Here is a 24,945-nt window from a genome sequence, read left to right on the forward strand (position 1 = left end):
ATAATTAGTTAAAAATAAAAGCTACTAAATACAGCTTTTATCCAGCCCCAAAACCACCTATTCTTTACTACAAAACTATGCTGAAACTATCTCAATTATCTCATTTTTTACTTGCCACTTTAGTGAGCTTTAGCTTTGCTAAAACAGTAAATGCAGAACCAACTGAAACACTAAGTGTTGTGGTAAATGGCATACAACACAAAAAAGGTGAGATTTGCTTCAGAGTTTACGCAACTGAAAAAGGATTTCCGATGAGTAATTCTACTGGATCTCAAAGTGGCTGCGTTAAGATTACTGGCAATTCTGTTAAAAAAGAATTCTCAGGTTTAAAGCCTGGAACTTATGCTGTCGCCGTGGTTGACGATCAAAATGGCGATCGCAAACTCAATAAAGACTTTTTTGGTATTCCCACAGAAGGTTTTGGGATTTCCAAAAATCCAACTGTGTCTATACAAACAGGTTCACCAAAGTTTCGTGATGCCAGTTTTGTTGTAAATAAAAATACAACGGTCAACATAATCATGAAGTATTCGCTGGATTCATAAAGGCGATTGGGGACTGGGGACTGGGGACTGGGTACTGGGGACTGGGTACTGGGTACTCCTTCTCTAGGAAATACTTCTGATTTTCAATCCCAAATCCCAAGTCTCCAATCCTTAATCCCAAGTCCCCAATCCCCAATCCCTAATCCTATCGGAGATTAAAAATTTAATGGAAGATTTGGCGATATTTTTGTCTAAGTCTTTGATGGGTTGGCTGGTTATTCAGGTGTGTTTTACGCTTGTCTTTATATGGTATCTGCGCTCATCAAAAAAAAACTTATTACCAGATGACCAGTTACCCAAAACAGCAGTGATTCTTTGCCTACGCGGAGCCGATCCGTTTTTGCCTAGATGTTTGCGATCGCTCCTGAACCAAAACTATCCACACTATGATTTAAAATTGATCGTTGATAGTCATGAAGATCCCGCTTGGAAAATTGCCAGTGAAAGCATCACAGAGCAAGAAGCGACCAACGTTCAAATTAGCCCTTTGCGAATAGTACGCAACAATTGTAGTCTCAAATGCAGTTCTTTAGTCCAAGCTGTCCGTGAGTTGGATGATTCCTACAAAGTGGTTGCCTTAGTAGATGCTGATACCATAGTCCATCTGAATTGGCTGCGAGAATTAGTTAGCCCTTTAGGTGATGCTAGAGTAGGGGCAACAACAGGTAATCGTTGGTACGTACCTACAGGTAGGTATTGGGGATCTTTAGTGCGGTATATCGGCAATGTATCCACAGTAGTGCAAATGTTTATCTTCCAGATTCCTTGGGGTGGGAGTTTGGCTGTGAAAACAGAAGTGCTTCGCCAAACAGAACTGCTAGATAAGTGGGGACAAGCTTTAGGCGAAGATTTTATGATGCACGACATCCTCAAAAAACATGGATTCCAGGTAAAGTTTGTGCCTTCGCTGCTGATAGTAAATCGTGAAGAGACTGATTTATCCAACTTAATCGACTATCTCAAACGCCTAATACTTTATTCTCGACTGTATCACCCGCGTTGGTTAGCTTTAGTCAGTGAAGCTGTTTCTAGCATTTTGTTTCCTACGGCACTGATCATTTTAGTTCTAGAGTCCTTCTTAGAGGCAAAATGGGAAGCTGCGGCTCTCTTCTTAGTCTGTTATGGTGTCTATACTTTAGGATTACTGTTGATAATGCTTGTGTTGGAATTAGAGATCCAGCGAGTGGTTCGCTCTAATGACCAGATGATGCCTATGGGCAAGCCGTTGCACGTCTACGCCAAATTATCAGCTGCTACAATTATCAAAATGTTGATTGGGATTCCGCTAACACAGTGGGTTTATGGGTTAGCGATGCTATCATCTATTTGGATTTCAACAGTCACCTGGCGCGGTGTCTCCTATCGAGTTCAAGGGCCTTGGAATGTCCGGTTAGTGGAATATCGCCCTTATCAATGGTTAGATCAGCCTATTGATAGCAAGGTTTCTCTTTGAATTAAATCACTAAATAGGAACTAGGGCATGAAAGTTATTACACTAAACATTCCCTAGTATTCAAGTTAGATTATCTTATATTTAGTAGAAATATCCTAGCTATAACCCTTGTCAAAATACACGTTTGTTTGCGAATCTTCAAAATCAATTTGTCTTAATGGCAAGGGTTTAGACAAATAGATTAAGGGGAATTTTGACTTAGCATTTTGGATATTTTGATAGTTTAAACCAAGGTTTATAAGCATCCACTTCATAACCCACGCTTTCGACTGTTTGACAATGTTTAAATCTTTGATTTAACAGTATTGGTGGTAATTTCTGAGCTAGATAATCAGGATACTCATGAAACATTTGCTGTGTAAATCCTAAATTAAAAACCAGTATTTTCGTGAAAGATTCCCCTTTTTTATGACTAAACAAAAACTTCGCATTGCACTGTTTACAGGGTTGTATGCTCCTTTCTTAACTGGAGTTTCCGTTGCAGTTCACCAACGAGTTCGTTGGTTGCTAGAGCAAGGACATGAGGTTTTTCTAATCCATCCGCAAATCAACGATCGCTACCCCAAAAATGTTGGCGATCGCCCCATGCCAGGTTTGAATGAAATTCAGTCTTTCCCCAATTTCTCTGCTTACGCATTTCCCACCGAACCACTGTTATTCTATAAGTCTCTTCCTCAACCGTTGAACTATCGCCATTGGAGCGATACCAAGTTGCTGGAGAAATTCAAACCCGATATTATCGTGGTTGAAGAAGCTGCACAAATGAGAGGTTTGTACTCATTTTTCTTGCAAGGTTATGGTCGCCCTATCGGCACTCAATACGCAAAACGAACAGGCACGCCAATAATATCACTCTTCCATACAGATATCGTTGCCTATATCAAATATTACTTTGGAGACAGGTTCTTCAATTTGGTTCGTCCCATCGTTCCTGTTTTAGTCAAGCAATTTAGTGAGTTTTATGACTTCAATTACTTTTCTTCTAAAGAACAACTCACTAAATACGAAGAACTAAAATGCCAACGCGCTGAATATGTCCCTTATCAAGGCATTGATTGCGAAAAATTTCACCCGCGAAACATTTGTTACAATCCCATTCCTAATGACAACCGACCAACTATTTTGTTTGTCGGACGCATTACGCCCGAAAAGAATGTTAGCCAACTACTTGATATCTTTCCAGTCATCGCGGCCAAAATTCCTGATGTTCATCTGGTGATTGTTGGTAGTGGCCCGCTAGATGAAGAAATCCGTGAGCGTGCTAAAAAGTTTGGAGCGGGTATTACTGTATGGGGCGAGTCCCACGGGACAGAACTTTTAGGTTGGTTTGCTAGAGCAGATATTTTTGTCAATCCCTCCGTTACCGAAAACTTCTGTACTACAAATAACGAAGCACTGGCTTCTGGAACCCCTTTGGTTGCGGTTGTTGCACCCTCAACTTCAGAACAGGTATCTCCTGGTCATAACGGCTTTCTTGCCCAACCCAACAACCCTACAGACTTCGCCCAAAAGGTGATTGCGATTTTAGAAAATCCTGATTTGAAAGCAGATATGACTCGGCACGCTCGCCCTTCTATACTCGAATTTGATTGGTCGGCGTGTATGCAAAAACTTGAAGACAAACTTTACCAAATCGTTGAAGCAAAACAGAAAGTGCAGGTAGGTACAGGCAATATCAGACGATAACAAACGCGATCGCTAGTACCCTAAATACTAGCGATCGCTAGCACTGCTTTAATTGGAGAGATGTCGTTATAGAAATATATGACGACATCTCCCAATAATCGACTAACAAAAAGCATTCAACAAATTAACCATCGGCAACAAAATTTCTTAACGCCGTCTGCTACCAAAACCACTTGAGCGGCGGGGTGCTGTACTACGTCCACTACCAAAACTACTACCAGAATTGCGCTTAGTAGTGCTGGAGTTACCAGAGGGTCGCAAGTTACTACCACCAAAACCAGAACCAGAAGGACGGCTATTACCTGTAGTGCTACGCGGTGTATTGCGTACATTTGAATTTCCAGGATATGACCTTCTAATTGTCCCTGTATTGCGGAAGGCAGTGCGATTTGTCACGGCTGCGGGTGGCGCATTGTAGCGAGTTTGGTAGTTTTGAACTGCTTGGCCATAACTTCCGCCATATCCACCGAAGCCACTTAATCCTTGTCCTGATTGATAGACAGGGGGTACATAATACTGGGGTCTAAACAACATACTACCAATTGCTTGTCCCGCCAAGCTACCAGCCACAGACCCAGCAAATGGTGCCCAGAAGCTATTTTCTCGACGGACTACAACCGTCTCTTGTTGTCCTGTTTGGGGATTGGTTTTATTCTCGGTAACGTTGTGGACGTACTCAAGTTTAAAGTCTTCTGTCAGATATAAAATCGGTTGTCCTTTGTCTACCTTCAGATATGTCTTCTTACCCTGCTTGATTTCATCCTCAGTTAACCGTGCCATTTGCAGATTTTCGGTTGCAAAGGTTGGCGGCTTGTTGTTCAGTAAAAACAGGTTATATTCACCACTTGCATCGTCATAAGTGGCTTGTTGTATTTGATACTCACCGTCACTCAGCTTTGTGGTATTAGAGGTTTGGTTAACGTTCTTAGCCGGGGGATTAGTTTGGTTTTCGCCACCACAAGCGACAGTTGTGATACACAAACTCAGAGCTAAAAAAACTGCTGTAAATTTACGTACTATGGTCATGATCATTGGATTATTGTCCTATCTCTGAGCTTAACAATTTCTCGATGTGAGTAGTAAGTACGGACTACCCAACAGATTATAAAGGAATCAATTCTGGGTAATATTGCAACAGTTGGTCGCTAGTGAGGTCATCACCTAACTGTGCAGGGGAGAAATGCACTTGGATTGCTTGTAATCTATGTTTATAATGCAAATTTATCAATGCTTTCAATCCTTCTTTAAGTGCCTGAACGTTAGAAAGATCGGTTTCTAACTCTGGGACTTCTCCTTCATAAGCTACTGTAATCATCACAATGACGTTACGAGTTACAGGTATAGATAAAGGTTCATTCGAGTTAGAGTCAGAGTTGTAATCTGGTTCGCTGAGATATCTTTCAGCCGAGTCAGTAAATAATTCATTTACGTAATCTCCCGCTTCGCCTTCGTCCCAAAATACATCACCTTCGTTGGCAGCCGAAAGCCAATATTCATCGTATTGCAACAGGGTTTGGCTAATTTCTACCAATCCTTCTCCCAAAACTTCTAAGTCACCATCGACATCGATCGCATCCCGTCCAGCACTATTTAATACTCCCAAAATTGGTGCTACTTCACCTCCCCCTAAGTGCAGAAATAAGCGAAAGACTACATAGCGAGTCCGACCGATCATTTTATTAAAGGTATCGCGCATTTTTGTCCTCCATAAATTTGATTTTTGTCATTGGTCATTTGTCTAATAACTAATGCCCTATTCCCCATTTCTAATTACTAATATAGTGAAATCCTTTGACAAAATCTGTAACCATATTTAACGAAGGCAATATATCATATTTTATTGACTCATTAGATATATCATCATAAGTTGAAGCATTGAGAGCAGAACGATTAATAAATCTTTTCCCAAAGTTGGGATTGTCATGAACAATTAAAGTGTGGGCGCTAGAATTTGTTAGAATTATTTGGGTTGGAGCTTTACAAAAATTTAACTTTGCGGCTACTTCAATATTTTTTTTGGTCTGTTTAATTGTTGTAGCTTGATTGATGGCTTGCTCTAGAAGAATATTTAATTGTTTCATCAGAAGGGGTGATTTTAGCGATTTTAAATCTTGGTTTGTAATAACTTCACTATTAATCATTTGCACCACACTGGCAATACTATTTTGAGTAGATGCCGCATCTAGAAAGGGAAGAATCACAATATAAGCAGTGGGAAATAATGCTTCGTCGCTATCTACATAGAATGTGAAAACGGTTCGACGACGACCACTTTCTATACTTGGAGGTTGTTTCAGCCCCCGGTATTCCTGAGCAATTTGGTAGTAAGCGCCTGCGATCGCAAAATTGGCTTCGTGTTCTAAGGCTGCATCAACAATAATGCGGATTGTGGGCGGTGTTTCGTTAAAAAAGTCTCGTGAGTCTTCCGAATGGAACTTCTGGATAATGGAGCGATCGCCGGCTGGGCTAAGATCGACCCATTCACAAATCATCCCTTCGGTTTTTAGACCAAACCTGGAGGTGGCATAAAGCTTGGCCCCAGTTAAAGTTGCTCCTGTTAAGTCAGCACCAATCCATTCCGCCCTAATTAATTTTGCCTGGGTTAAATCGGCGTGGATGAAAATTGTATTCGTTAAATTAGCATTGGTTAAATCTGCGCCAATTAAAGTAGCCCCGCTCAATTTTGCCCCGCTCAAATCTGCCCACCGGAGATTCGCAGCGCTCAAATCTGCCCACCGGAGGTTCGCACCGCTCAAATCTGCTCCGCTCAAGTTAGCATGACTGAGATTCGCTTGTCTGAGTTCGGTATCTCGCAAATTTGCACCACTCAGGTCACAACGACTGAGGTCACTAGCGTTTAAGTTAGCCATCTCTAAATTTGCTCCCGTCAAAGAAGCGCCTCTCAAGACAGTCTCGCTCAAGTTAGCGTGGCGGAGATTTGCTTGACGGAGTGTCGCCTCTCGCAAATCAGCACTGGTGAGGTCAGCCTCCGACAGGTCAGCGCGACTGAGATCAGCGCGAATTAACTCAGTGCGAATCAACAAGGCTCCTTTAAGTTGAGCGCGACTGAGATCGGCTCGAATCAAATTAGCGACATTGAGACTAGCGTTATTCAAGATGGCGTTGCATAGATTCGCACCACTGAGTCTGGCTACATTCAACTTGGCATTGCTCAAGTTAGCTTCACTCAGATTCGCACCACTGAGGTTAGCTATACTCAAATTAGCATTGCTAAGATTCACGCCACTGAGTTTGACCCCACTCAGATTAGCTTCCGCAAGGTCAACGCCACTAAAGCTTAAGACTCCTGCTGCGTATTTTTCTAGTAATTCCTCTACAGTCATCGATGCTACCCCTTGGATGCCAACTTCAATAGTTGGTAAAGTCATTAAAAACGGAATGTCAAAATCAAAAATGAATATTGGGATTTTAGGACTGGGACTAATCGGCGGATCTTTGGGCTTTGATTTGCGATCGCAAGGACATCATATCTTAGGAGTCAGTCGCCGTGAATCTACCTGTGAAAAGGCAGTTGCTATCGGCAGTGTTGATGAAGCATCAGTTGATCTGAGTCTGTTAGCAGCCGCAGAGGTTGTATTTATTTGTACACCTCTAGCGCTTATTGTGCCCCAATTGCAGCAAACGATCGCTCATTTGTCTACTAGTATCGTAGTGACTGACGTGGGTTCGGCGAAAGCACAGATAGTCAAGGCGATTTCTCCCCTTTGGGATAATTTTATCGGCGGTCATCCAATGGCGGGAAGAACAGACAGTGGCATAGAAGCTGCACAACGGAATTTATTTGTTGATAAACCTTATGTATTAACACCGACAGCTACAACGCCAACTAGTGCAATTGCGGTTGTAGAAGAAATTGTGCGATCGCTTGGGGCTAATATCTACTATTGTCAACCAGAGCAACACGACCGCGCTGTTAGCTGGATTTCTCATTTACCTGTAATGGTGAGTTCTTCGTTGATTGCGGCTTGTTTGAGTGAAACTGACCCTGATGTTTTGGAATTAGCTCAAAAGTTAGCTAGTTCAGGTTTTCGAGATACCAGCCGTGTAGGTGGTGGGAATCCAGAGTTGGGCGTGATGATGGCGCGGTATAATCGTCAAGCATTGCTGCGATCGCTACAACAGTATCGTCACAATCTCGATGAGTTGACTAACCTAATTGAGCAAGAAAATTGGGCAGTTTTAGAGCAAAAATTGAAATCAACGGGTAAGACACGACCTGATTTTGTTGATTAAAATTCAGAAATCAGGAGTCAGAATTAATTCTTAATTCTGACTAAAAAAGCGGATAAATGGGTTTTATACCCCTACTCAATCTGCAATTTAGTAGTTAATTATAAATCTGCAAACGTTTTGATTCTGACTTATAAATTCTGACTTCTGAATTCTTCTTCAAGAATGCTTTTTGAGATATTTGATAAATTTAGGTGACTACTTTATTGGTAAATTAATCAACATAGCTATTTAATAATTTTAACAGTAAAATCTTTAAAAAATGCTACTTAACAGTTTGACAGTCACCAAACCGATGTACTATACAGATAAATTTACAAAAATCAACAATGGTAGAACGTCCAATCAAGAAATCGGAACGTCAGTCCCAAGCAAGTACTGACAACAATTCCGAAAACACGGATTCTATAACTCCGATTGAATCCAACCCTAAAAGCTCAAAACCGAGCCGTAATCGCTCATCAGGCACAGGTAAAAAAGCATCTTATAGCGATGAAAACAAGCAACAGGGGAATCCTGCCCTAGCGCGTGGCCCAAAACCCGTTAAACCTCCAGTTAAAGTCCAAACAGAAGAACTTGAAACCGAATCGGAAACTATCTCTGAGGAGTCTCAAGACTAACGTTACTCCTGCGTGTGATGTGGGAAGCTTTAACTCGTCTTTATAAGTATATGAAGACAGGATTTCTGCCTCCGAAGGCAGTAATTATGCCCCCCATCACCATTGAGTTATTTTTAATATTGAATATTTAATAGCTTTCACTAATCAATTTCTGTAACTAACCATTGCCACTCAGTAACTATAGTGTTGGATATCTTGAGAACCAATTGCTGTCCACTAAAGAGAGGTACATAAAGTTTGATTGCATCAGTTGTTGACAATTTCGATAAGATATTAGTTAGGTTATATTCCCCCACATTGGGGACGGGTGTAGTTAAAGCATAAGCATCTGATGCACTCAGCAATTTTCCGACTGCTGTCTCAATCAACAATGGTTGAGGGTGAGCAATTTCAACGACACCCGGAAAAGCAACTAAGCGTAACCGCAAGTCTTTTACTGCACTGGTGTAATTCTGTTTGAACAACAGCACTTGCCAAGCATATCCTTTTTCATCTTTAATCGATACTTGTGAATGGTAGCGTAAGATACCGGGAGAGTCATGATGTTGACGCAACAGTGCTTGTGCTGACTCCACACCCCATCCATATATGGTTAATGTAAGAAACCCTACTAGGGCACAACACCAAAAATATTGTTGAAATTTTCGCTTCATTTGACGCATTTTACAGCATAATTCAGTGTTAGAGCCGGGGATGCTCAAGATGTCAGAATTCTCTGTCTAAATCAACCTTCTAATCTTAAAACTGCGGTGTATGGTGAAATGAATAGCGATGTCTATGACGGGCTATGCCTACGCATCATTTGGCTAACTCTCCCCATTAACGGTGGATTGGCAGATTTAGCAAGTGTATGGGAAATCCTCAGCCCTATTAGTAAACTCCGCCTTAGCATTTCTCCAAGTTACAGTTATACTGCCATCATTGCTACTTTTATTGGCCAGTTAAGTACATCGAGTATTATTTTATTCAGTTTTTTTATGGCACTTTTATACGTAGTTATGTAGGCAGCGAATTAGTACAGATAAAATTGGGACTTCCCTTGGCTTTAGCTGGGATATTTCAAGGTATTTTATACTTTTTTCTTTTAGCCGTAGATATAGCACAAGCCTTGGTGGTTAGGACATCAACAGATGATGAAACTTAGACACAAAAAGATTTTTCACCCAGTCACCATTGCCCCTAATCCCCAAAGGGGGCCCCGAGTTCCCCAGTCACCATTACCCCCTATCCCCAGAGGGGGCCCCACCTTCCCCAATCCCAAAATTTAAGGAGATTTAATGTGTCTAATCGTAAATTATCGCCGTTTTTAAAGGTAGTAACTATTGCATTGCTTGCTGGCGTAGGTAGTTTGGGTATCAGTCTGCTTGCAGGCACAACTAAACTTGACCGTCTGTTGGGAATTCAAAAGCCAAAAGGTGAGAATGCTAAAACGGTTTTAGGTAGGGCAATGAGCGCAGATGCACAATCTATCAGTCCAGCTACAGACCAGATGAATGAAGTGCCAAAGCCTTTTCAGGGCACAATCGTTTATCAAGCAAAACTAAAAGCAAATGAAAAAGTCATCGCCTTGACCTTTGATGATGGCCCTGGCCCTAAAAATACGGAACAGGTTTTAGAAATTTTGAAGAAAAATAATATCAAGGCGACATTCTTTATGCTTGGGGAAATGGTGAAATATTTTCCCAAAGTTGCCAAACAAGTGGCTGCTGATGGGCACGTAATTGGTAATCACACATGGCATCATTGGTATTTTCAAATGGATGCAGCGACTGCGGCTAGTGAAATTGACCGCACAGCAGATATTATTTATAAGACGACAGGAGAGAAAACTACTCTGTTTCGTCCCCCTGGTGGCTTTCTGAATAATGGATTAGCTAAATATGCCAAAAACGAGAAATACGCTGTCATGATGTGGTCAGAAGAGTCGGGAGACGCTGAACGTCGTTCGCCTCAAGTGCCAATGCTAGTTAAAAATGTGCTGAAATATGCAAAACCAGGTGCAATTGTACTGATGCATGATGGCGGTGGTAATCGTTCTAGATCCGTCAAGGCTTTACCAGAAATGATCGCAGGTTTGAAGGCCCAAGGCTATCGATTTGTAACAATTCCCCAACTGCTAGAAATACAAGCCCAAGAAGAAAATGCACTAACGGCAGCACCACCTGTAGCTACAAATCACGAACAATCAAATCATCAGTGATATGCTACAGGGGAGCAATACGATTTTGTCAGCAGGGGGAGCAGGGGGAGCAGGGGATGCAGGGGAGGCAGGGGAAGAGAAATAAATAAGTGTATTTATAGCTATAAAGGTCGTAAAAAATACTAAAGTTTTCTCTTCACTCCCCCTGCCTCCCCTGCTCTTTTCACGAGGATCTCACTTTTTCGCGTTGCTCCCTGCTACAGATATCTACACCTCGAATTTTGGCGATAAAAAAATCTGGCTAATGATCCTGTTTGGGCTGTAGCTAGTTTTCTTCCTCTGTGTTCTCTGCGTCTCTGTGGTTCGTTCTCATAATCGACCTGCAATACTAATGCAGTAATCTAAAATCTAATCCGCTTGGGTTAAAGCTTAACTCTTTGTCAAAGTAATTTTTTTAACAAACCGCAGAGTGAGCAGAGGACGCAAAGCAAGAGAAAGAAGAAATAGTTAACTGAATTGTATTAATCTAAAATCGACTTTCATACTCAACTTGAAATAGATTTTCATCCCCCAAATTAGTTGAGCCTCGCATCAAAATTTGGTCGTTGAGTCGATAAAGAACGTTGTAACCCAAGGACTGATTTGTAGATGTAGATAAAGGCGCAGATAAAGAGACAGAGAAATTTTTATTAATATCAAACACACCTTCTGCTGATAAATTTAGAACTGAAGCTCTTGATGTTTCATTACTCGTAGTAGGAGTAGGAAATATCCGAAATTGGCTAAAACCAACAGCCTGTCCGATCGCAGTGATAGTTCCTTGCAAACCACCTAAAATGGTAGAACTAGCAAAATTAGTCAACCCTTGGCCTGCATCTGCTTGACCGAAAGAACCAAGAATTGAGCCACCCAAGAGAGCAACTATTTCTCCCTTACTACGGCTAGGTTCACTCGTCAGTTCTAGATTGTCGCCCAACTTACTAGCTGGCCCGTTAACCCTAGCTTGAACGCTAACAGTCCGTAAAGTTCCAAAGTTGTTTACAGAAACATCGCTGACTTCAGCAGACAATGGTGATTCCAAAACTTGACTGTTCGTACCTGAAGCTTCAGGTACGATCGCAGTAAGGCGAACATCCAAAGTAGGATCGAGTCCTTGACTTGGAATAAACCGCGCAGTTTGTTCGTAACCTCGCGCCAAAGCAAACTCAGTGGAAAATAAGCTCAGTCGTCCTCCTGTCAAACGAATCTCTCCTTCAGGAAGCGGCTTGGCTAATGTACCATTGATGGTCAAGTCGCCTTTTGCCTCGAAATTTAGTATAGGCTGACTCAATGCAGCTCCTCCTGGTACAAAGCTCAGTAGGGACTGAGTTGTAACACTAACATTCTTGTCTAGAATCAACTTTAAATCTGCAAACTCTATAGGCAAATTGGGTGGAGTTGCTGCACTAGCGCTACTTGCTGATGTAGTTACGGGGCTAGCATTACTATCTGGTGTAGTCACTGAACTAGCGTTATTCTCTGCTGTCGGTATCTGTTCTCTATTTATGACGTTAGTATTCGCTTCTGTTGTCGCTGCTGATTTGGTCTTAGCAGTAGAATTTCCAATAATCACCTTACCATCACTCAACTTAATCTCTCCACCAATTACAGGTTTTAGGGCTGTTCCGCGAATTACCACATCGCCGCCAACACCCCCTTCATACAATCCTGCAAGCTTAAAATTGAGTTTGTCTGCTATTGATATCGTTAGGGGATTCGCTGCTGCTTGCTGAGGATCAAAAATTGGCAGGATACCTGATGCAGTTATTTGCCCTTTATTGTAAGTACCTTGAATCTTTTCTACACTCAAAGTATTGCCATTAAATTGCGCTGTCCCTGTCAAATTCGTTAGGGGTTCAGATAAAGCTTGAGCGCGAACAGTTGCGTTGTTAACTGTGGCGTTTCCATTAATAATTGGTTCCTTTAAAGTACCTTGAACATTTAAGTCTACCTGTCCTTGACCGTCTACCCAACTTACTTGATTGTTGGTAAACAGATTTAACAGCGCCAATCCTTCATTATTCACATCGGCTTTGATGCTGATTTGATTGCTATCTGGTTGCACTGCGGCAAAAGGTAATGGAGCCGGTACGCTACCTGTAACGGTAACTGGCTGCGTTCCTGTTACTAGCAAAGTACTATCAAAATTCAAACGAGCTTTGTCGTAGTCAAAGTTTACCAGTCCTGTTTGCACAGGTTGTTTGTTGAGAGTCGCATTCGCCAGTGTCACTTTCCCTTTGATATTAGGGTCTTTTAAATTGCCTCCTAATGTGGCATCAGCATTTACATTACCAGTGATATCTACGGGATATTTTTCTATAAAAGGTTGTAAAAGTGATAGAGGTAGACTTGCGACATTCAACTTTCCAGATAGTTGTTCAGTTCCTAGTTGTCCCGAAAAAGCTACTAGTCCTTGATTTATGCCAACACTCAAGGGCGAAAGGGTGACGATTCCATCCGCAAAAGTACCTTGAGCAATGACTTGATTAATGGAGTATTCACCCCATTGCCAGTTAGCACCTTGGAAATTAAAGCCGACATTTAACCCAGATTTTAATGAGCCATTAGCTGTAATTCCTCCACTCAAAGCACCCGTTAACTCTGCAAGAGTAGGTAAAGATGTGGCTTTTTTTGTTTCTTCTTGCTGTTGTTTTGCTAGGGATGCTGCAATATTAGAGAAATAGGCTAACTGGGTTTTCAAATCTGCATTGGGCAAACTGATTGGCTTGGTATTTAGTACTTCTGCTCCAGCTAAGGTTGGAGGCTTCAAGCCGGTACCAAGGTCTTGAAAGTCAAAGATATTAAACGCTTGTAAAAGTCTCTCGATTCTGGTTTGGTCTAAGTTAGCTTGGAATTGAAATTGGGGATCGTTCCCTGTTTTAACATTTCCACTTAAGGCAATGTTGCTATCTCCAATCCGCAATTGACCGTTAGCCAAGCTAGCAGTACCATCAGCATAATTAATAGTGCCGCGAAATTCATCGGCTGCAACTCTGGCAACACGAGGCCCTACGATCGCAACGTTCCCCGCAACTGCATAATTATTCAGATTGACAACTAAATTTCCTGATAATTGCCCCCCTAAAGGTTTCAATTGATTGTTAGGTAAAAAGCCCCCAATTAGAGCGATAGGAAACTGTTGGGCGTTGATGAGTAAGTTATCTCCCTCAGTTCTACCCATGCTAACGGCCCCATCCCGACTGACTAAAAATGAAGTTGGCCGATAATTTGCACCCAAGTTAAGCGCAATTATGTCTTGCTTACCAGCTAATCGTAGACTTGCCCCCTGTCCCCCTTGAAAATTCACGTTTCCGGTTAAAAGTGGGTCAAAAGCCAAGTTACTAACCTGAAAATTTCGCAGCCGAATGTTGCCATTAGCTTGGGGAACATCTGGAGTGCCTGTGACTTTTCCATTAAAATCAAGTAGCCCCGCTACTGCTACGTCGCCAGGAATTTGAAAGCCAGTATTTTTTAAGTTGAAATTCTGCGCCAGCACGTTTAAATCAAATCCCGCGATTTGGGGTGCGCCTGTTGGTGGAGACTGAATTGCGATCGCACCATTAGCACTCAATCCGGCGGTACTTGCGTTTTCAACTATAATCTGCTGTCCATTCCACTGAAATTGAGCTGCGAGCGGTTTTGCCAGCAGTGCTACCCCTTGGGAAAGGCGGATTTTGCCGGCGGCCCGAATATCTGCAAGCTGGAAAGATTTTGTTGTGCCTGATAACTGAATATCGCTATTGAGCCGTCCTCGCAGTTGTGGTGAAAATCGGTTAAGTTGAATTTCAGAAGTGTTGACAACTCCTTGCCAGCGTTCTTGTGCAAGTTGACCTTTAGCTACGATTGTCCCGCCTGCCACGTTCAACACCGCATTTGGAAAGACGATATTCTCTCCTTGTTTGGTAACAACAACTCGTCCGGTAGTGGGATAGGTAGCTGTAGGCGCTTGCACCCGCGCGACTGCTTGTAGGTTCTTCAGAGTGCCAGAAATATTGGCATTTGCCGAGACTTTACCAATAGTGATGGAGGGTGAGGATTTGTACGCTTGGGCGATCGCGTCTCCTGGTAAATTTTGAGCTTGGACATTAAATGATACTCTTCCTTGGGGTGCAAGCTGAAGTTGACCGCTAGCTGTAACCTGCCCTCCCACCTCTGGATTGGCCTGAACGCGAGCAACATTGACGTTTAAGGGTGTACCCAGAGAACCTGAAACTCTAGCGGTTGCAGATATACCACCAAGATTCAGGGGAGTTGAAATATTGTAACCTTGAGCGATCGCATTTCCTGGTAAGCCTTGAGCTTGAATACCTATATCTACTTGACCTTGGGGAGCTAGTTGAATTTGACCGTTGGCTGTAATTTGTCCCCCTGTTGGTGGCGTTACCTGAACGCTGGAAACATCAAGGTTCAAGGGTTGTTTGGCAAGTGAACCAGAAATTTGTGCTTTTGCGGAAACATTTCCAACTGCGATCGGTAGAGTAACGCCATAGCCCCGTGCTAGTATATCCCCTGATACACCATCAACTTGGGCATTAAATATTACGTCTTTGTTGGCTCCTAAATTAGCTTGACCGCCTCCTGTGATTTGACCACCAGCTGCGGGGACTATTTTCAAATTGGAGACAGCAAGTTGAGATGCAGTTTGAGATACATTCAAGCGGAAATCAGTATTGACAGCTTTGAAGAGAATGCGATCGACTTGAATCGGTTTTGTGTTGCTTACTGTACCGCTAAGGACTGGTTGCTGAAGTGCGCCTAAGACTTTAATATTTGCTTGAATTTCGCCACTAGCTGGGACTGACGAATTTACATTCAGCGTGTCTAAGATATTTTTAGCACTAATTGGTTTTATCTGAGCAGAGACATTAAAACCTGTCTGAGTATTAATTGTTCCATTGGCCAGAATGGGAATTTTACCAAAATTTGTACTCAAATTCTCTAAAGCAACTGTCTGACCTTGAAATGTAAATCTCCCATGAAAATTGGAAACTGGCTGAGGAATATTTTGGATTTTAGCAGTGACTTGATTCGCAGTAGCTGTTCCTGTAACGGCTATTTCTGATAGTTTGGGTGGAATCTGAACCTCTAAGTCGGCATTTAAATACCCTGATTGCAATGCGATCGGTAACTGAATTAATCGACTAATATCAGATGCTTGTAAATTTTGTGTTGAAAGGTTGAGGCTAGTTTGTTGAGCTTTTAGTTGGGTTTCACCAGCAATTTTAACTGCGCCTCCCCTGGTGAGTTGAGCATTGATGTCATAACCAATTCTTTGATTTTGATCCGAAAATCGAGCAATACCACCAACTTGATTTAATATTACTGAGCCTTTCGGTTTAGTTGGTACGGCGAACGGCATCAACTCTACATTTCCATCTTGAATTTGAAGTGTTTGCAATTCAGTTTGAATAGCACCTTTTCCTTCTCCAGCCTTAACTTGGGCTGTAACCCAACGCCCATCTCGATCCTGTTGGATGTAGACATTGGGCTGAACTAACGTTACATTTAATGCCAGTTTTCGGGTTAAGAGAAGTTCCAAGGGTGAGAACTGCACATCCAAGGCTTTTGCTACCACCTGGTCTGCATCGGTGGCAGTTGCTGGTATAGATAAAGAGCTAAATCTCAGACTAGAGAGCGAAAAACCTTCAACTTTGCCTACTTTTACTGGCCGCCCAAGCAATTGTTCGAGATTTTGCTGTACTAATGGCGCTAAATCTTTATATACATAGTTTCTAGCCCACCAAGCACCGACTGCAATTCCAATCAGTAAAATGACACCGAGAGCCAAACTGGTACGTCCTAACAGAAGGAGCCATAAACGAGGATTAGATGGTTCCTGATTATTTTCTGGATTTGGAGAGCGCGTCATTATCGTTATCAGTACCAGTACTTTTTTCTGGAGTAAGCCGAGAGACAGGCTAGCCGCATTTGTATCAGCGAGTTACAAACTATGGTTTCATAATCTGAAGACTTCCGCAAGAACTTTGCGCCAACCTGCTTACAGTATGAGTTAATGTTAATAATAAGATTCCCAACTTCTTAGAGAAGTTGGGAACCTAAGTTTTTGCATTACTAGATTGTAAACCCGCTTATCGATCGGTTGCATCATCAATCATTTCTGGCGTTAAAGCTGGGTTACTCTTACGTTCTTCTGGTGATTGCTCCCGAATAACATCGTCTATTCTTGCAGGGTGTTTGATTTTGTCGAGTACCTCTGGACTTAGTTCCAATGGTTCGCCTTCTGGATTAGATTTTTCAGCTTGACTAGGAACTGTTTCCTTATTCATCATTATTTCCCCAAACTTATACACCAAGCTTAAGTTGTTCTGTGGTGAGCTACACACTATCTTGAGACTTAATTTCATCCAACAGTAGATAAGACAGTAGGTAAGAAAGACGTAAATGTAGCCTGTCGGAGACATCATCCCTCACAGAGCAAAAATCATTCCCTAAACTAAATAGCACTTACCATAAAAAACATAAGTATTCAGTATTCTCAGTGCCGTAAATTATAAATAGTTACAGCCAATACTTAAAACGTGAAATTGCGATCGCTAATTTAGCCAAACCAGCGATTAATTCTCCCATAACTGCGATCGCTTAGTTATTCGATAGGAATAATTGAGTATTTCTAACAAGCAAAATCTATTTAAATTACTTTTTAAAAAATCTTTACGTTTCTCAATAAACTTTAAGAAATCTTGTAATTGAGTTAAGAATCAATTAAGAGAAATTGCTTTGTAAAGGTTAATTGATATTCCTTGTCAAATTGCTAGTGAAGTTAGAAACTAGGAATACAACACACGCAATTATTTTATGACTGCTATTTCTAACATTGAATTCAAACGACCAATTTGGCAAACTGCTATTATATTGACTTTGGGCTTTTGGCTCAGTGCTAGTCTAGTTTTAGACTGGGTAATTATGCCTAGCCTTTATCTTTCCGGTATGATGAGCCAAGCTGGTTTTACGACAGCAGGCTATACGATTTTTTGGAACTTCAATCGGATGGAATTATTATCTGCTGCTGTAGTATTAACTGGGGCATTAGCTTTGGGTAAAATCCAATATCACTGGCATATTGGCAGTATTATTTTATCTGGACTGCTGCTAACTATAGCTGTGCTTGATACCTATTTCTTAACTCCGCAAATGTCCGCTATCGGAGTTCAACTCAATCTATTTGAAGCTGCTACTGCTATTCCATCGACAATGAATTTACTACACGGCACTTATTGGGTACTAGAAGTAGTTAAGCTGGTTGCTGGTAGTACACTTTTAAACTGGTGCTGGCGGGAACAAGTTTAAGTAGATGGAAAACTATAACGGTGAGAATGTCCACTTCTAAATCTCACACTAAAGACGCAAAGAATTTCTTTGCGTCTTTTTGCTACATAGCTTAATCAATGTAATGTTTACGACGGGCTACGCCCATGCGGATAATTTTGTATTGATATTTGTGATTTTTAAAACTTGAGATTCTTCAGGTAAATTGCTATCATAAAATGATTCATTCACTTATAAGTGTAATTAAATCAGCAGACAAAATTATCTTTTACTGTACATTTTTAGCCTTCCCGGATATTAGAGAAAAGAAATACTAAAAGATAACATTAGTTAGCTTTCATCTTTACTTCACTGATTTATCATGAAGTTTATATATTGCTGCTAACTTTTTTTGAAAATTATAGTAATCTGAATTTTAGTGAGTACGTTACTTGTTATCTACCATTTAGCTAAAAATAGCTATTTTGCAGGTATGTACTACCAATCAAGAACTTCGCTGTAAATTCTTGAATTTGTCACTCCAAATTGTACAGAGTGACTATTTAGCCCCACACAACAACCCGTTTCCAGTACTTATGAAGAGATTCCCTTCTGCTGAATCGGTCGCCTGTGCATCTCACCACACACCATTATGGCGGCAATTATCAGCTAACTCATCCTTGGTCGGAGATTTATCATTCTTGTTGTGCAAATAATAATTTTGCTTAATCCCAACACTAAGAGCTGCTCTACACCCATAAACCTCAGTAAGACATTGAGCTTTTTGAATGCTTAGTTTTTAATAATACTTTTTCTTTGGATGAAGTTTACCTCAAACATAAACCTCCACTAAAAGTAGCCCATAACTCTCGTTACGGATATAAAAATAGCACTAAGTAAATCATTGAAAGCCTTTATGGATAAGCCTTTTTATCCACATCACCAGAGATTTTGATTGCTCCCGATTTTAAGATAAAGGGCAAAAAAACTTTTGCAAGAGAAGCAAAGCATCTACAATTTTAGGCTATTAAATACGGATAACAAGGATGCTTTTGTGACTGATGGGCGAGAGCCAATGGTCTGTCTGTTGCACTTGAGTTACTGTTAGATTGGCTAGATTAGCAAAAGATACAGAAAACCAATCTAATTTTTGAAATACTATATCCTGGCAACCAGTCGGGCTATTTTGCTATTGGGCAATAATATGAATTGGTTTAATTGTAATTCGTGCTTTCTAGCTTAACAGAGATTGGTTAATTAAGAGTTGGGGGGTGTGGAATCTCTGTACTAAGTCAAATGTGACCGCTATATTTATTTGATAGTGTTTCCAACAAAGTCGCAGTGAATTCCGAAAAGGTAATTCACTAATTTTGCCTGCAAATGTTAATTTTATTCCAGAACTATCTCAATGAAGACACTTCCAATTAGTAGATACAGATTTTTTCAAAAGCTCCAGCCTTTATCTTTGTTGAAAAAAATCACTGGTAAGTCGGTTACTGGTTGTTTGCAGGTGTTTAGCACATCAGGCTCTTGGTCAATATATGTAGATGAGGGTAAGCTCATTTATGCCTGCTATTCAGAGAAAATGTTTGAGCCGCTTTACAGAAATTTGCAACGCTTGAGTCAGCAAATTTCTACTCTCCCTCTTGAAATTCACGAACAATTACGGGCAATATTTGAAACTGGGATTGAAAATCAGGCAATACCGAATCCAGATTATCTGGCTATTTGCTGGTTAGTTAATCAGAGATATATTAGTCCCTCTCAAGCAGCAATACTGATAGAACAATTGGCACTAGAAGTTCTGGAGTCATTTCTCAACTTAGAAGAGGGAAGTTATGAATTTATTCCTGAAAGCTTTCTGGATGACATGCCAAAATTTTGTCATTTAAATCTCCGCTTACTAGTTGAACGGTGTCAAATGCCCCGAAGCGAAGTGGCTTATCGTCAGACATCCCCATCTTCTCAATCGCACCCCTCAGAACTGTTCAAAATAAATGAGCTAAAACCTAAAAACAAAAGTACATCAAACTGGTCTAGAACAAACGGCTATAAACCTTCAGCCTACTCTGTTAATACTAATGAACATAGGGGTCAGCGAATCGTTCAACCACCTGCTGACAAAAAAATATACACTATTTTTTGTATTGATTACAGTCCTACAGTATTGAATGCTATTAAAAGTTATTTAGATGAGCAAACCTTTTCTGTTGTGGGAGTCACCGATTCTCTAAAAGCTTTAATGCAAATTGTTCATACAAAACCCGACATAATTTTGTTGGATATTTCAATGCCTAATTTAGATGGATATGAACTCTGTTCTTTGCTGCGTAAACACTCACATTTTAAAAAGACACCTGTGATTATGGTGTCAGAAAAAGTAGGATTGATAGATAGAGCTAAAGCTAAGATGGTTAGAGCTACTGGCTATTTAACTAAGCCTTTCACACAAGGAGATTTACTAAAAGTAATCTTTAAACATATTATTTGATTTTTTAATATAATAAATCCATTTTATCTATATATTTTTTTGTATGTCTCAGGTTTAGTATTACCTAAATTGCTAATTTTTATCGTTATAAATCATTGTCTGATTTAATGAAACCAATTTTCGTTTTATCAAACTAAAAATAATAATTGTAGTCAGTAGTAACAAATAGCAGTCTCATGCTAATTATGACTTACGCAAAATCATGAAAAAACGAACCACAGAGGGCGCAGAGGACACGGAGAAATAAGAGTTTCAGAGAGTTTTTGCGTAAGTCCTAGCTACCATTACAAGCAATTTTATTGTTAATATCTTAAAATCTTTTTAGAAAAATAAAAGTTGGCGATTTCCCGAAATAAAAACTTTTTAGAACTCGCCCGATCGCTAAATGTTTGATCGCTGAGGGAAATGATTGATGCAAGTTCCAGTAGATTTTGCCGACATCACAGCAGAAACTCCAACGCTTTTAACGGTAACTGCCGAATACCAAGCTATCCAGATGCAGTTTAACCAGGCTCAAACCTCTGAGCCACGAAAGGTTGTCTTTCAACAGTGGGATGCCTTACGACGCAGACTCAGTACGTGGAAGGAACTCACGCAACTGCACTTTCACCAAGATACGCAAAACCCAGAGTACAAAACTGCCTTGGACTATTGCAGCGAACTTTCACCATCCCTGACTGCCCTTGAAGTAGACCTAAAACGGCAACTGATTCACAGCCCCGATCGCACCGAGTTAGAACAAAGTTTAGGACGGCAAGCCTTTTTGGTGTGGGAAGCCGACATCACGACTTTTGAAAGTGCGATCGCAGCCGATTTAATCGAAGAATCCAAACTCACCAATGAGTACACCGAACTGATCGCCTCGGCAAAGCTAGAATTTCAGGGTCAGCAGATAAATTTATCGGGTTTGCAACCCTATCTCCAAAGTAAAGAGCGAGATATTCGCCACCAGGCAGAACAGTGTCGCTGGCAGTTTTTTGAGCAGAATCAAGACCGCTTCGATCGACTGTTTGATCGATTGGTGAAACTGCGCGATCGCATGGCAAAAAAGTTGGGCGATGAAAACTACATTGCGCTAGGATATCGTCGAATGCGAAGGGTGGATTACAATCAAACCGATGTCGAACGCTATCGGGAACAAGTCGTGCAAGAGGTCGTTCCCTTAGCGATGGAGCTAATTCAGCAACAGGCAAAACGGCTCAATCTAGACACCATATATTTCTGGGATGAATCTGTCTTTGATGCAGAAGGTAGTCCGGCTCCAATTGGCGATTGTGAGTGGATGCTACAAAGGGCGCAAGAAATGTTTGATGCCATGAATCCATCGCTGGGTAGTTTTTTTAGCATGATGGTTGAGCGGCATTTACTGGATTTGCAAAACCGTCCTGGAAAGGCAGGAGGCGGATTTTGCACAAGCTTCCCAAACTATGATGCTCCCTACGTGTTCGCAAATTTCAATGGCACAAAAAACGATGTGCAGGTGTTGGTTCACGAAATCGGTCATGCTTTTCAAATGTGGCGAAGTAACAATTTGCCAGTTTTAGATTACTTATGGCCCACTCAAGAATCGTGTGAAATTCACTCCATGAGCTTGGAATTTCTTACCTATTCGCAGATGGAAAAGTTTTTCGGGGATCAAGCCGATCGATTTCGGAGGCAGCATCTAACCTGGTCGATCCTATTTCTACCTTATGGTGTAGCAGTGGATCATTTTCAGCATTTGGTATATGCAAATCCAGAAGCAACCCCGCAAGAACAACATCAAATGTGGCAACAAATGGAAGCTCGTTATCTGCCTTGGCGTAAATATGGAGATTTGAACTACCTCAATAAAGGCGGACTCTGGCAAGACAAACAACACATTTACTGTTCGCCGTTTTATTACATTGATTACACCTTGGCAGGGTGTTGCGCGTTACAGTTTTGGGTGAAAGCAGAAGAAAATTATTCGCAGGCGTTGGGGGAGTATATTGCATTATGCGATCGCGGGGGTTCTGCCTCTTTTCGAGAATTAGTGCGATCGGCAAATCTTATTTCTCCCTTTGAAGCTGGCGCACTTTCTCAAGTCGTTGAAAAAGTGCGTCAGACTTTGAAGGCTGGCTGATTGACCTCAGAATACTTTACGTACTTATAAAAGTCTCTGGGCGTACACCACACAAGCATTTAAAGTCTTCTGACTTTAGGCTCTTTGCTTGTTCATAGGTCATAAATGCTACCCAAATCTAACCTACTTATCTCACGCATCTGGGACTTTTGCAAGAGGTCTATTAATAATTCGTTCAACATCGGGCGAAATCATCCCATGATTCAGCAACGCCGAATATCTGAGCGAGCGCAATTTTTTGTTGGCAAACATCTGTAAGGGAGCAACGCGATTTGGTGAGGTCAGGCAAAAAGGTGCGATGCCTTCGGCGGGCTGCACCTACGCTAAAAATGATATCTAGGTACAGAGTGATTTTATTTACATCCAAAAATCCTGTATCACAGGAGAATTCATCTTGATAAGATATCTCAAAAAGATTACTAGCAGGTCATTTGACGATTATTTCCAAAAATATCTGCAATCATTCTTTGATAATTAGTATCAATTACACTATAAAATCACTTAAATAAGGAATTTAAGTATAAAATTCATCAAGGATTTTGGGTTTGATAAACAAATTAAAAATAGAATTGCTAAAATTATCCCAACTTCCAGCTATCCATTGCGAGCGTTGATGCAACATAATTTCTGCATTATTTTTTAACCAGAATTTACTATTACCTTTCATACGTAAATTAACGACTTGACGAATTAAACTTTCAACCGCACCACTACCAAGAGGGAGTTTTAAAGATGCAACTTTGTTATATGACTAATTCCCAAACGGAACAAATACATCTCTAATATTTCTAAAAACCCTTGATATCCCTCATAAGTCCCATAATTTGTGATAGGAATATCTGATGTTTTAATTTTTTTATCTTGCTCATTCACTACGTAAATAGTTAATAGCTTAGGCTCAATCCATTCTCCTGTAAAGCCTCTACGATTAGTTTTAACCCTAAATCAATTCATGCTCACAAAGAATTTTACATAGTTCTTGATATTTATGACTATCTTTTTCTACCTCTTCCATTTGAGAAGCTGGTAAGATCTCTCTCAAAATCTTCACCAGACATCTCCGAAAATACTCAAAGCCTTTGTGTGGCTAGGCTATAGTCCGTAAATGCAATCATCCTAAAATAGCTAGTCTGTACAATAAAATAATACTTTGAGATATTTGCTGTTAATAATTAGGCAAAAATATTTAGTTATATGCGGTAATTTAAACCTGATGATATGGGCGATATTTTTAATGGTAATATTAACGCTTTAATTCGTAATCTTACTAATCCACAAATCGTCAAAATCACTTGTTCATATTTGTGGGGATTTAACCTAAATCTCTCTTGGAAAACTCGAAATATTTTGACTGAACGAATTCGATGTTCAACAAAAATTCGTTTAGATGAGAAGGCTTTATTATCTTCTTTTTGTTTAGGTGTTAATTCTCTATTTTTTGGTTTTTTAATTGGAGTTGTAATTAAATCTTCTCCAACATATGCTTTATCTCCCTTAAATCTTTGTTGAGATTCAAACTCCGAGCGATATTCTCTAAATATTGTTATATCACTTTTTTGACCCGGCTAACCTGTCACAGCATCAACAATATCACTACCATCAGGTAAGATAATCATTTGACTTTTAAATGTGTGATTACTTTTCTTCCCTGAAAAATATTTCTTCTGCTCATTATTCTCTCCAAGTCTCTCTCTGACTTGCTCATAGCTATCTACTATTAATTCATAATCTGTGAGTATTTCTTTTACTATTTCATAGTCAGAAGCGTTTTTTTTACTTGTTCAAGCAAGCTAGATGGTAGCAATTCTCGTAAGTTTGGCAACCAATAATTAAACGTATCATTGGCTGTAGACTCACTTACTCCAAACTGGATGCCCAGAAGTTGAAAGGTTGTCATGTGTCGCAGATAGACCAAAGTTAAAATTATTTGTTCAATCATAGATAATTTTGGTTTACGACCTCCCCCACCAGCAATAATTCTAACTTTTTTGGATTCTAACAATATCTGTTTTTCATGATGTAACCGTTCCGCATTTTGGATTAACTGTTGTAACTGTTCATACTCCAGACCAATTAACCTCTGTGTTTCTTTAGGATTATCTTCAACATACTTCAGTATGTTACTCATCTTTTTATATCAAAAACTTATTATAATGTTCTTCTACCACGAAATACTACTATTTTGGAGATGTCTATTGAAGTTGAGGGTATTGCGGCAATGGAAGTTGTTGCTAGGGATTTGAAGGCATTATACAAATTTTATATGAAGCTGCATATAATGGAGAAAACAAACTCGATAAATTAAAATAACCATGAGCCGCCCTTTTAGGATTGAAATCACAGAGAGCGA

At 40.5% G+C, this 24,945-nt stretch carries 19 protein-coding genes and 1 pseudogene; 10 read left to right on the forward strand and 10 right to left on the reverse strand.

The genetic code is table 11. The features are described 5' to 3' along the window. Window positions 1–77 precede the first annotated feature (77 nt). The 3 genes from V7K42_RS11770 (at window position 78) to V7K42_RS11780 (ending at window position 3,684) form a co-directional block, all read left to right on the forward strand. Window positions 78–545, forward strand: coding sequence for a DUF2141 domain-containing protein (locus tag V7K42_RS11770; protein WP_334916330.1), 468 nt, complete (start codon window positions 78–80; stop codon window positions 543–545). Window positions 546–711: 166 nt separating this feature from the next. Next, window positions 712–1,998 carry a glycosyltransferase gene (locus V7K42_RS11775; RefSeq protein WP_334916332.1) on the forward strand — a complete coding sequence of 429 codons (1,287 nt, stop codon included), beginning with the start codon at window positions 712–714 and terminating at the stop codon, window positions 1,996–1,998. A gap of 408 nt (window positions 1,999–2,406) precedes the next feature. Then, window positions 2,407–3,684, forward strand: coding sequence for a glycosyltransferase (locus V7K42_RS11780; RefSeq protein WP_334916334.1), 1,278 nt, complete (start codon window positions 2,407–2,409; stop codon window positions 3,682–3,684). A gap of 147 nt (window positions 3,685–3,831) precedes the next feature. Here V7K42_RS11780 and V7K42_RS11785 read toward each other — a convergent pair whose 3' ends face one another. From V7K42_RS11785 to V7K42_RS11795, 3 genes are all read right to left on the reverse strand, one after another. Next, complete coding sequence (locus V7K42_RS11785; RefSeq protein ID WP_334916336.1) at window positions 3,832–4,716, reverse strand: hypothetical protein; 885 nt, start codon at window positions 4,714–4,716, stop codon at window positions 3,832–3,834. A 70-nt stretch (window positions 4,717–4,786) separates the two neighbouring features. Next, window positions 4,787–5,380: a DUF1517 domain-containing protein gene (locus V7K42_RS11790; protein WP_334916337.1), complete on the reverse strand. Its 594-nt coding sequence runs from the start codon at window positions 5,378–5,380 to the stop codon at window positions 4,787–4,789. Window positions 5,381–5,450: 70 nt separating this feature from the next. Further along, complete coding sequence (locus V7K42_RS11795; protein ID WP_334916356.1) at window positions 5,451–7,028, reverse strand: pentapeptide repeat-containing protein; 1,578 nt, start codon at window positions 7,026–7,028, stop codon at window positions 5,451–5,453. 70 nt (window positions 7,029–7,098) lie between these two features. Here V7K42_RS11795 and V7K42_RS11800 point away from each other — a divergent pair, with 70 nt between their 5' ends. Together V7K42_RS11800 and V7K42_RS11805 are read left to right on the forward strand one after the other, a co-directional pair. Next, window positions 7,099–7,938 carry a prephenate/arogenate dehydrogenase gene (locus V7K42_RS11800; RefSeq protein ID WP_334916358.1) on the forward strand — a complete coding sequence of 280 codons (840 nt, stop codon included), beginning with the start codon at window positions 7,099–7,101 and terminating at the stop codon, window positions 7,936–7,938. Between the two features lie 326 nt (window positions 7,939–8,264). Continuing rightward, window positions 8,265–8,555 (forward strand): hypothetical protein, encoded by a 291-nt coding sequence (locus tag V7K42_RS11805; protein WP_094344559.1) that lies wholly within the window; start codon window positions 8,265–8,267, stop codon window positions 8,553–8,555. A gap of 140 nt (window positions 8,556–8,695) precedes the next feature. Here the strand turns inward: V7K42_RS11805 and V7K42_RS11810 are convergent, their stop codons facing one another. Continuing rightward, on the reverse strand, window positions 8,696–9,208 hold the full coding sequence (locus tag V7K42_RS11810; RefSeq protein ID WP_334916339.1) for a DUF3122 domain-containing protein: 513 nt from the start codon (window positions 9,206–9,208) through the stop codon (window positions 8,696–8,698). A gap of 108 nt (window positions 9,209–9,316) precedes the next feature. On the opposite strand from V7K42_RS11810, the gene V7K42_RS11815 reads away from it, so the two are divergent. Together V7K42_RS11815 and V7K42_RS11820 are read left to right on the forward strand one after the other, a co-directional pair. Beyond that, window positions 9,317–9,559, forward strand: a complete 243-nt coding sequence (locus tag V7K42_RS11815; protein WP_334916341.1) for a hypothetical protein — start codon at window positions 9,317–9,319, stop codon at window positions 9,557–9,559. Between the two features lie 275 nt (window positions 9,560–9,834). After that, entirely contained in the window at window positions 9,835–10,755 is a 921-nt protein-coding gene (locus V7K42_RS11820) for a polysaccharide deacetylase family protein (protein ID WP_334916343.1), read from the forward strand. A gap of 466 nt (window positions 10,756–11,221) precedes the next feature. Here V7K42_RS11820 and V7K42_RS11825 read toward each other — a convergent pair whose 3' ends face one another. After that, window positions 11,222–16,603 carry a translocation/assembly module TamB domain-containing protein gene (locus V7K42_RS11825; protein WP_334916345.1) on the reverse strand — a complete coding sequence of 1,794 codons (5,382 nt, stop codon included), beginning with the start codon at window positions 16,601–16,603 and terminating at the stop codon, window positions 11,222–11,224. Window positions 16,604–16,823: 220 nt separating this feature from the next. Then, window positions 16,824–17,021, reverse strand: coding sequence for a hypothetical protein (locus V7K42_RS11830; RefSeq protein ID WP_334916359.1), 198 nt, complete (start codon window positions 17,019–17,021; stop codon window positions 16,824–16,826). A 529-nt stretch (window positions 17,022–17,550) separates the two neighbouring features. Between V7K42_RS11830 and V7K42_RS11835 the strand changes: the two genes are divergently transcribed. The 3 genes from V7K42_RS11835 to V7K42_RS11845 all read left to right on the forward strand — a co-directional run bounded on the left by V7K42_RS11835 (window position 17,551) and on the right by V7K42_RS11845 (window position 22,595). Then, window positions 17,551–18,042, forward strand: coding sequence for a hypothetical protein (locus V7K42_RS11835; RefSeq protein WP_334916347.1), 492 nt, complete (start codon window positions 17,551–17,553; stop codon window positions 18,040–18,042). Between the two features lie 1,366 nt (window positions 18,043–19,408). Beyond that, the gene (locus V7K42_RS11840; protein ID WP_334916348.1) at window positions 19,409–20,491 is read left to right on the forward strand and encodes a response regulator; all 1,083 of its coding nucleotides are present in this window, start codon (window positions 19,409–19,411) and stop codon (window positions 20,489–20,491) included. A 412-nt stretch (window positions 20,492–20,903) separates the two neighbouring features. Continuing rightward, window positions 20,904–22,595, forward strand: coding sequence for a M3 family oligoendopeptidase (locus V7K42_RS11845; protein ID WP_334916350.1), 1,692 nt, complete (start codon window positions 20,904–20,906; stop codon window positions 22,593–22,595). Window positions 22,596–22,727: 132 nt separating this feature from the next. Here V7K42_RS11845 and V7K42_RS11850 read toward each other — a convergent pair whose 3' ends face one another. The 4 genes and pseudogenes from V7K42_RS11850 to V7K42_RS11865 all read right to left on the reverse strand — a co-directional run bounded on the left by V7K42_RS11850 (window position 22,728) and on the right by V7K42_RS11865 (window position 24,723). Further along, window positions 22,728–22,913 (reverse strand): hypothetical protein, encoded by a 186-nt coding sequence (locus V7K42_RS11850; protein ID WP_334916352.1) that lies wholly within the window; start codon window positions 22,911–22,913, stop codon window positions 22,728–22,730. A gap of 196 nt (window positions 22,914–23,109) precedes the next feature. Beyond that, window positions 23,110–23,537, reverse strand: a pseudogene (locus tag V7K42_RS11855) (ISLre2 family transposase); the annotation flags it as partial. Between the two features lie 248 nt (window positions 23,538–23,785). Beyond that, on the reverse strand, window positions 23,786–24,142 hold the full coding sequence (locus V7K42_RS11860; protein ID WP_334916361.1) for a transposase family protein: 357 nt from the start codon (window positions 24,140–24,142) through the stop codon (window positions 23,786–23,788). Between the two features lie 200 nt (window positions 24,143–24,342). Further along, complete coding sequence (locus V7K42_RS11865; RefSeq protein WP_334916354.1) at window positions 24,343–24,723, reverse strand: helix-turn-helix domain-containing protein; 381 nt, start codon at window positions 24,721–24,723, stop codon at window positions 24,343–24,345. Window positions 24,724–24,945 lie beyond the last annotated feature (222 nt).

The sequence above is a fragment of the Nostoc sp. genome, from assembly GCF_036917455.1.
GTDB lineage: Bacteria > Cyanobacteriota > Cyanobacteriia > Cyanobacteriales > Nostocaceae > Nostoc.

Coding starts and splice junctions, on each gene's coding strand:
- V7K42_RS11790 (WP_334916337.1), bottom strand. CDS start 5,380: ATGCGCGATACCTTTAATAAAATGATCGGTCGGACTCGCTATGTAGTC.
- V7K42_RS11795 (WP_334916356.1), bottom strand. CDS start 7,028: ATGACTGTAGAGGAATTACTAGAAAAATACGCAGCAGGAGTCTTAAGC.
- V7K42_RS11815 (WP_334916341.1), top strand. CDS start 9,317: ATGAATAGCGATGTCTATGACGGGCTATGCCTACGCATCATTTGGCTA.
- V7K42_RS11830 (WP_334916359.1), bottom strand. CDS start 17,021: ATGAATAAGGAAACAGTTCCTAGTCAAGCTGAAAAATCTAATCCAGAA.
- V7K42_RS11770 (WP_334916330.1), top strand. CDS start 78: ATGCTGAAACTATCTCAATTATCTCATTTTTTACTTGCCACTTTAGTG.
- V7K42_RS11785 (WP_334916336.1), bottom strand. CDS start 4,716: ATGATCATGACCATAGTACGTAAATTTACAGCAGTTTTTTTAGCTCTG.
- V7K42_RS11835 (WP_334916347.1), top strand. CDS start 17,551: ATGACTGCTATTTCTAACATTGAATTCAAACGACCAATTTGGCAAACT.
- V7K42_RS11780 (WP_334916334.1), top strand. CDS start 2,407: ATGACTAAACAAAAACTTCGCATTGCACTGTTTACAGGGTTGTATGCT.
- V7K42_RS11800 (WP_334916358.1), top strand. CDS start 7,099: ATGAATATTGGGATTTTAGGACTGGGACTAATCGGCGGATCTTTGGGC.
- V7K42_RS11775 (WP_334916332.1), top strand. CDS start 712: ATGGAAGATTTGGCGATATTTTTGTCTAAGTCTTTGATGGGTTGGCTG.
- V7K42_RS11865 (WP_334916354.1), bottom strand. CDS start 24,723: ATGAGTAACATACTGAAGTATGTTGAAGATAATCCTAAAGAAACACAG.
- V7K42_RS11825 (WP_334916345.1), bottom strand. CDS start 16,603: ATGACGCGCTCTCCAAATCCAGAAAATAATCAGGAACCATCTAATCCT.
- V7K42_RS11840 (WP_334916348.1), top strand. CDS start 19,409: ATGAAGACACTTCCAATTAGTAGATACAGATTTTTTCAAAAGCTCCAG.
- V7K42_RS11810 (WP_334916339.1), bottom strand. CDS start 9,208: ATGAAGCGAAAATTTCAACAATATTTTTGGTGTTGTGCCCTAGTAGGG.
- V7K42_RS11845 (WP_334916350.1), top strand. CDS start 20,904: ATGCAAGTTCCAGTAGATTTTGCCGACATCACAGCAGAAACTCCAACG.
- V7K42_RS11805 (WP_094344559.1), top strand. CDS start 8,265: ATGGTAGAACGTCCAATCAAGAAATCGGAACGTCAGTCCCAAGCAAGT.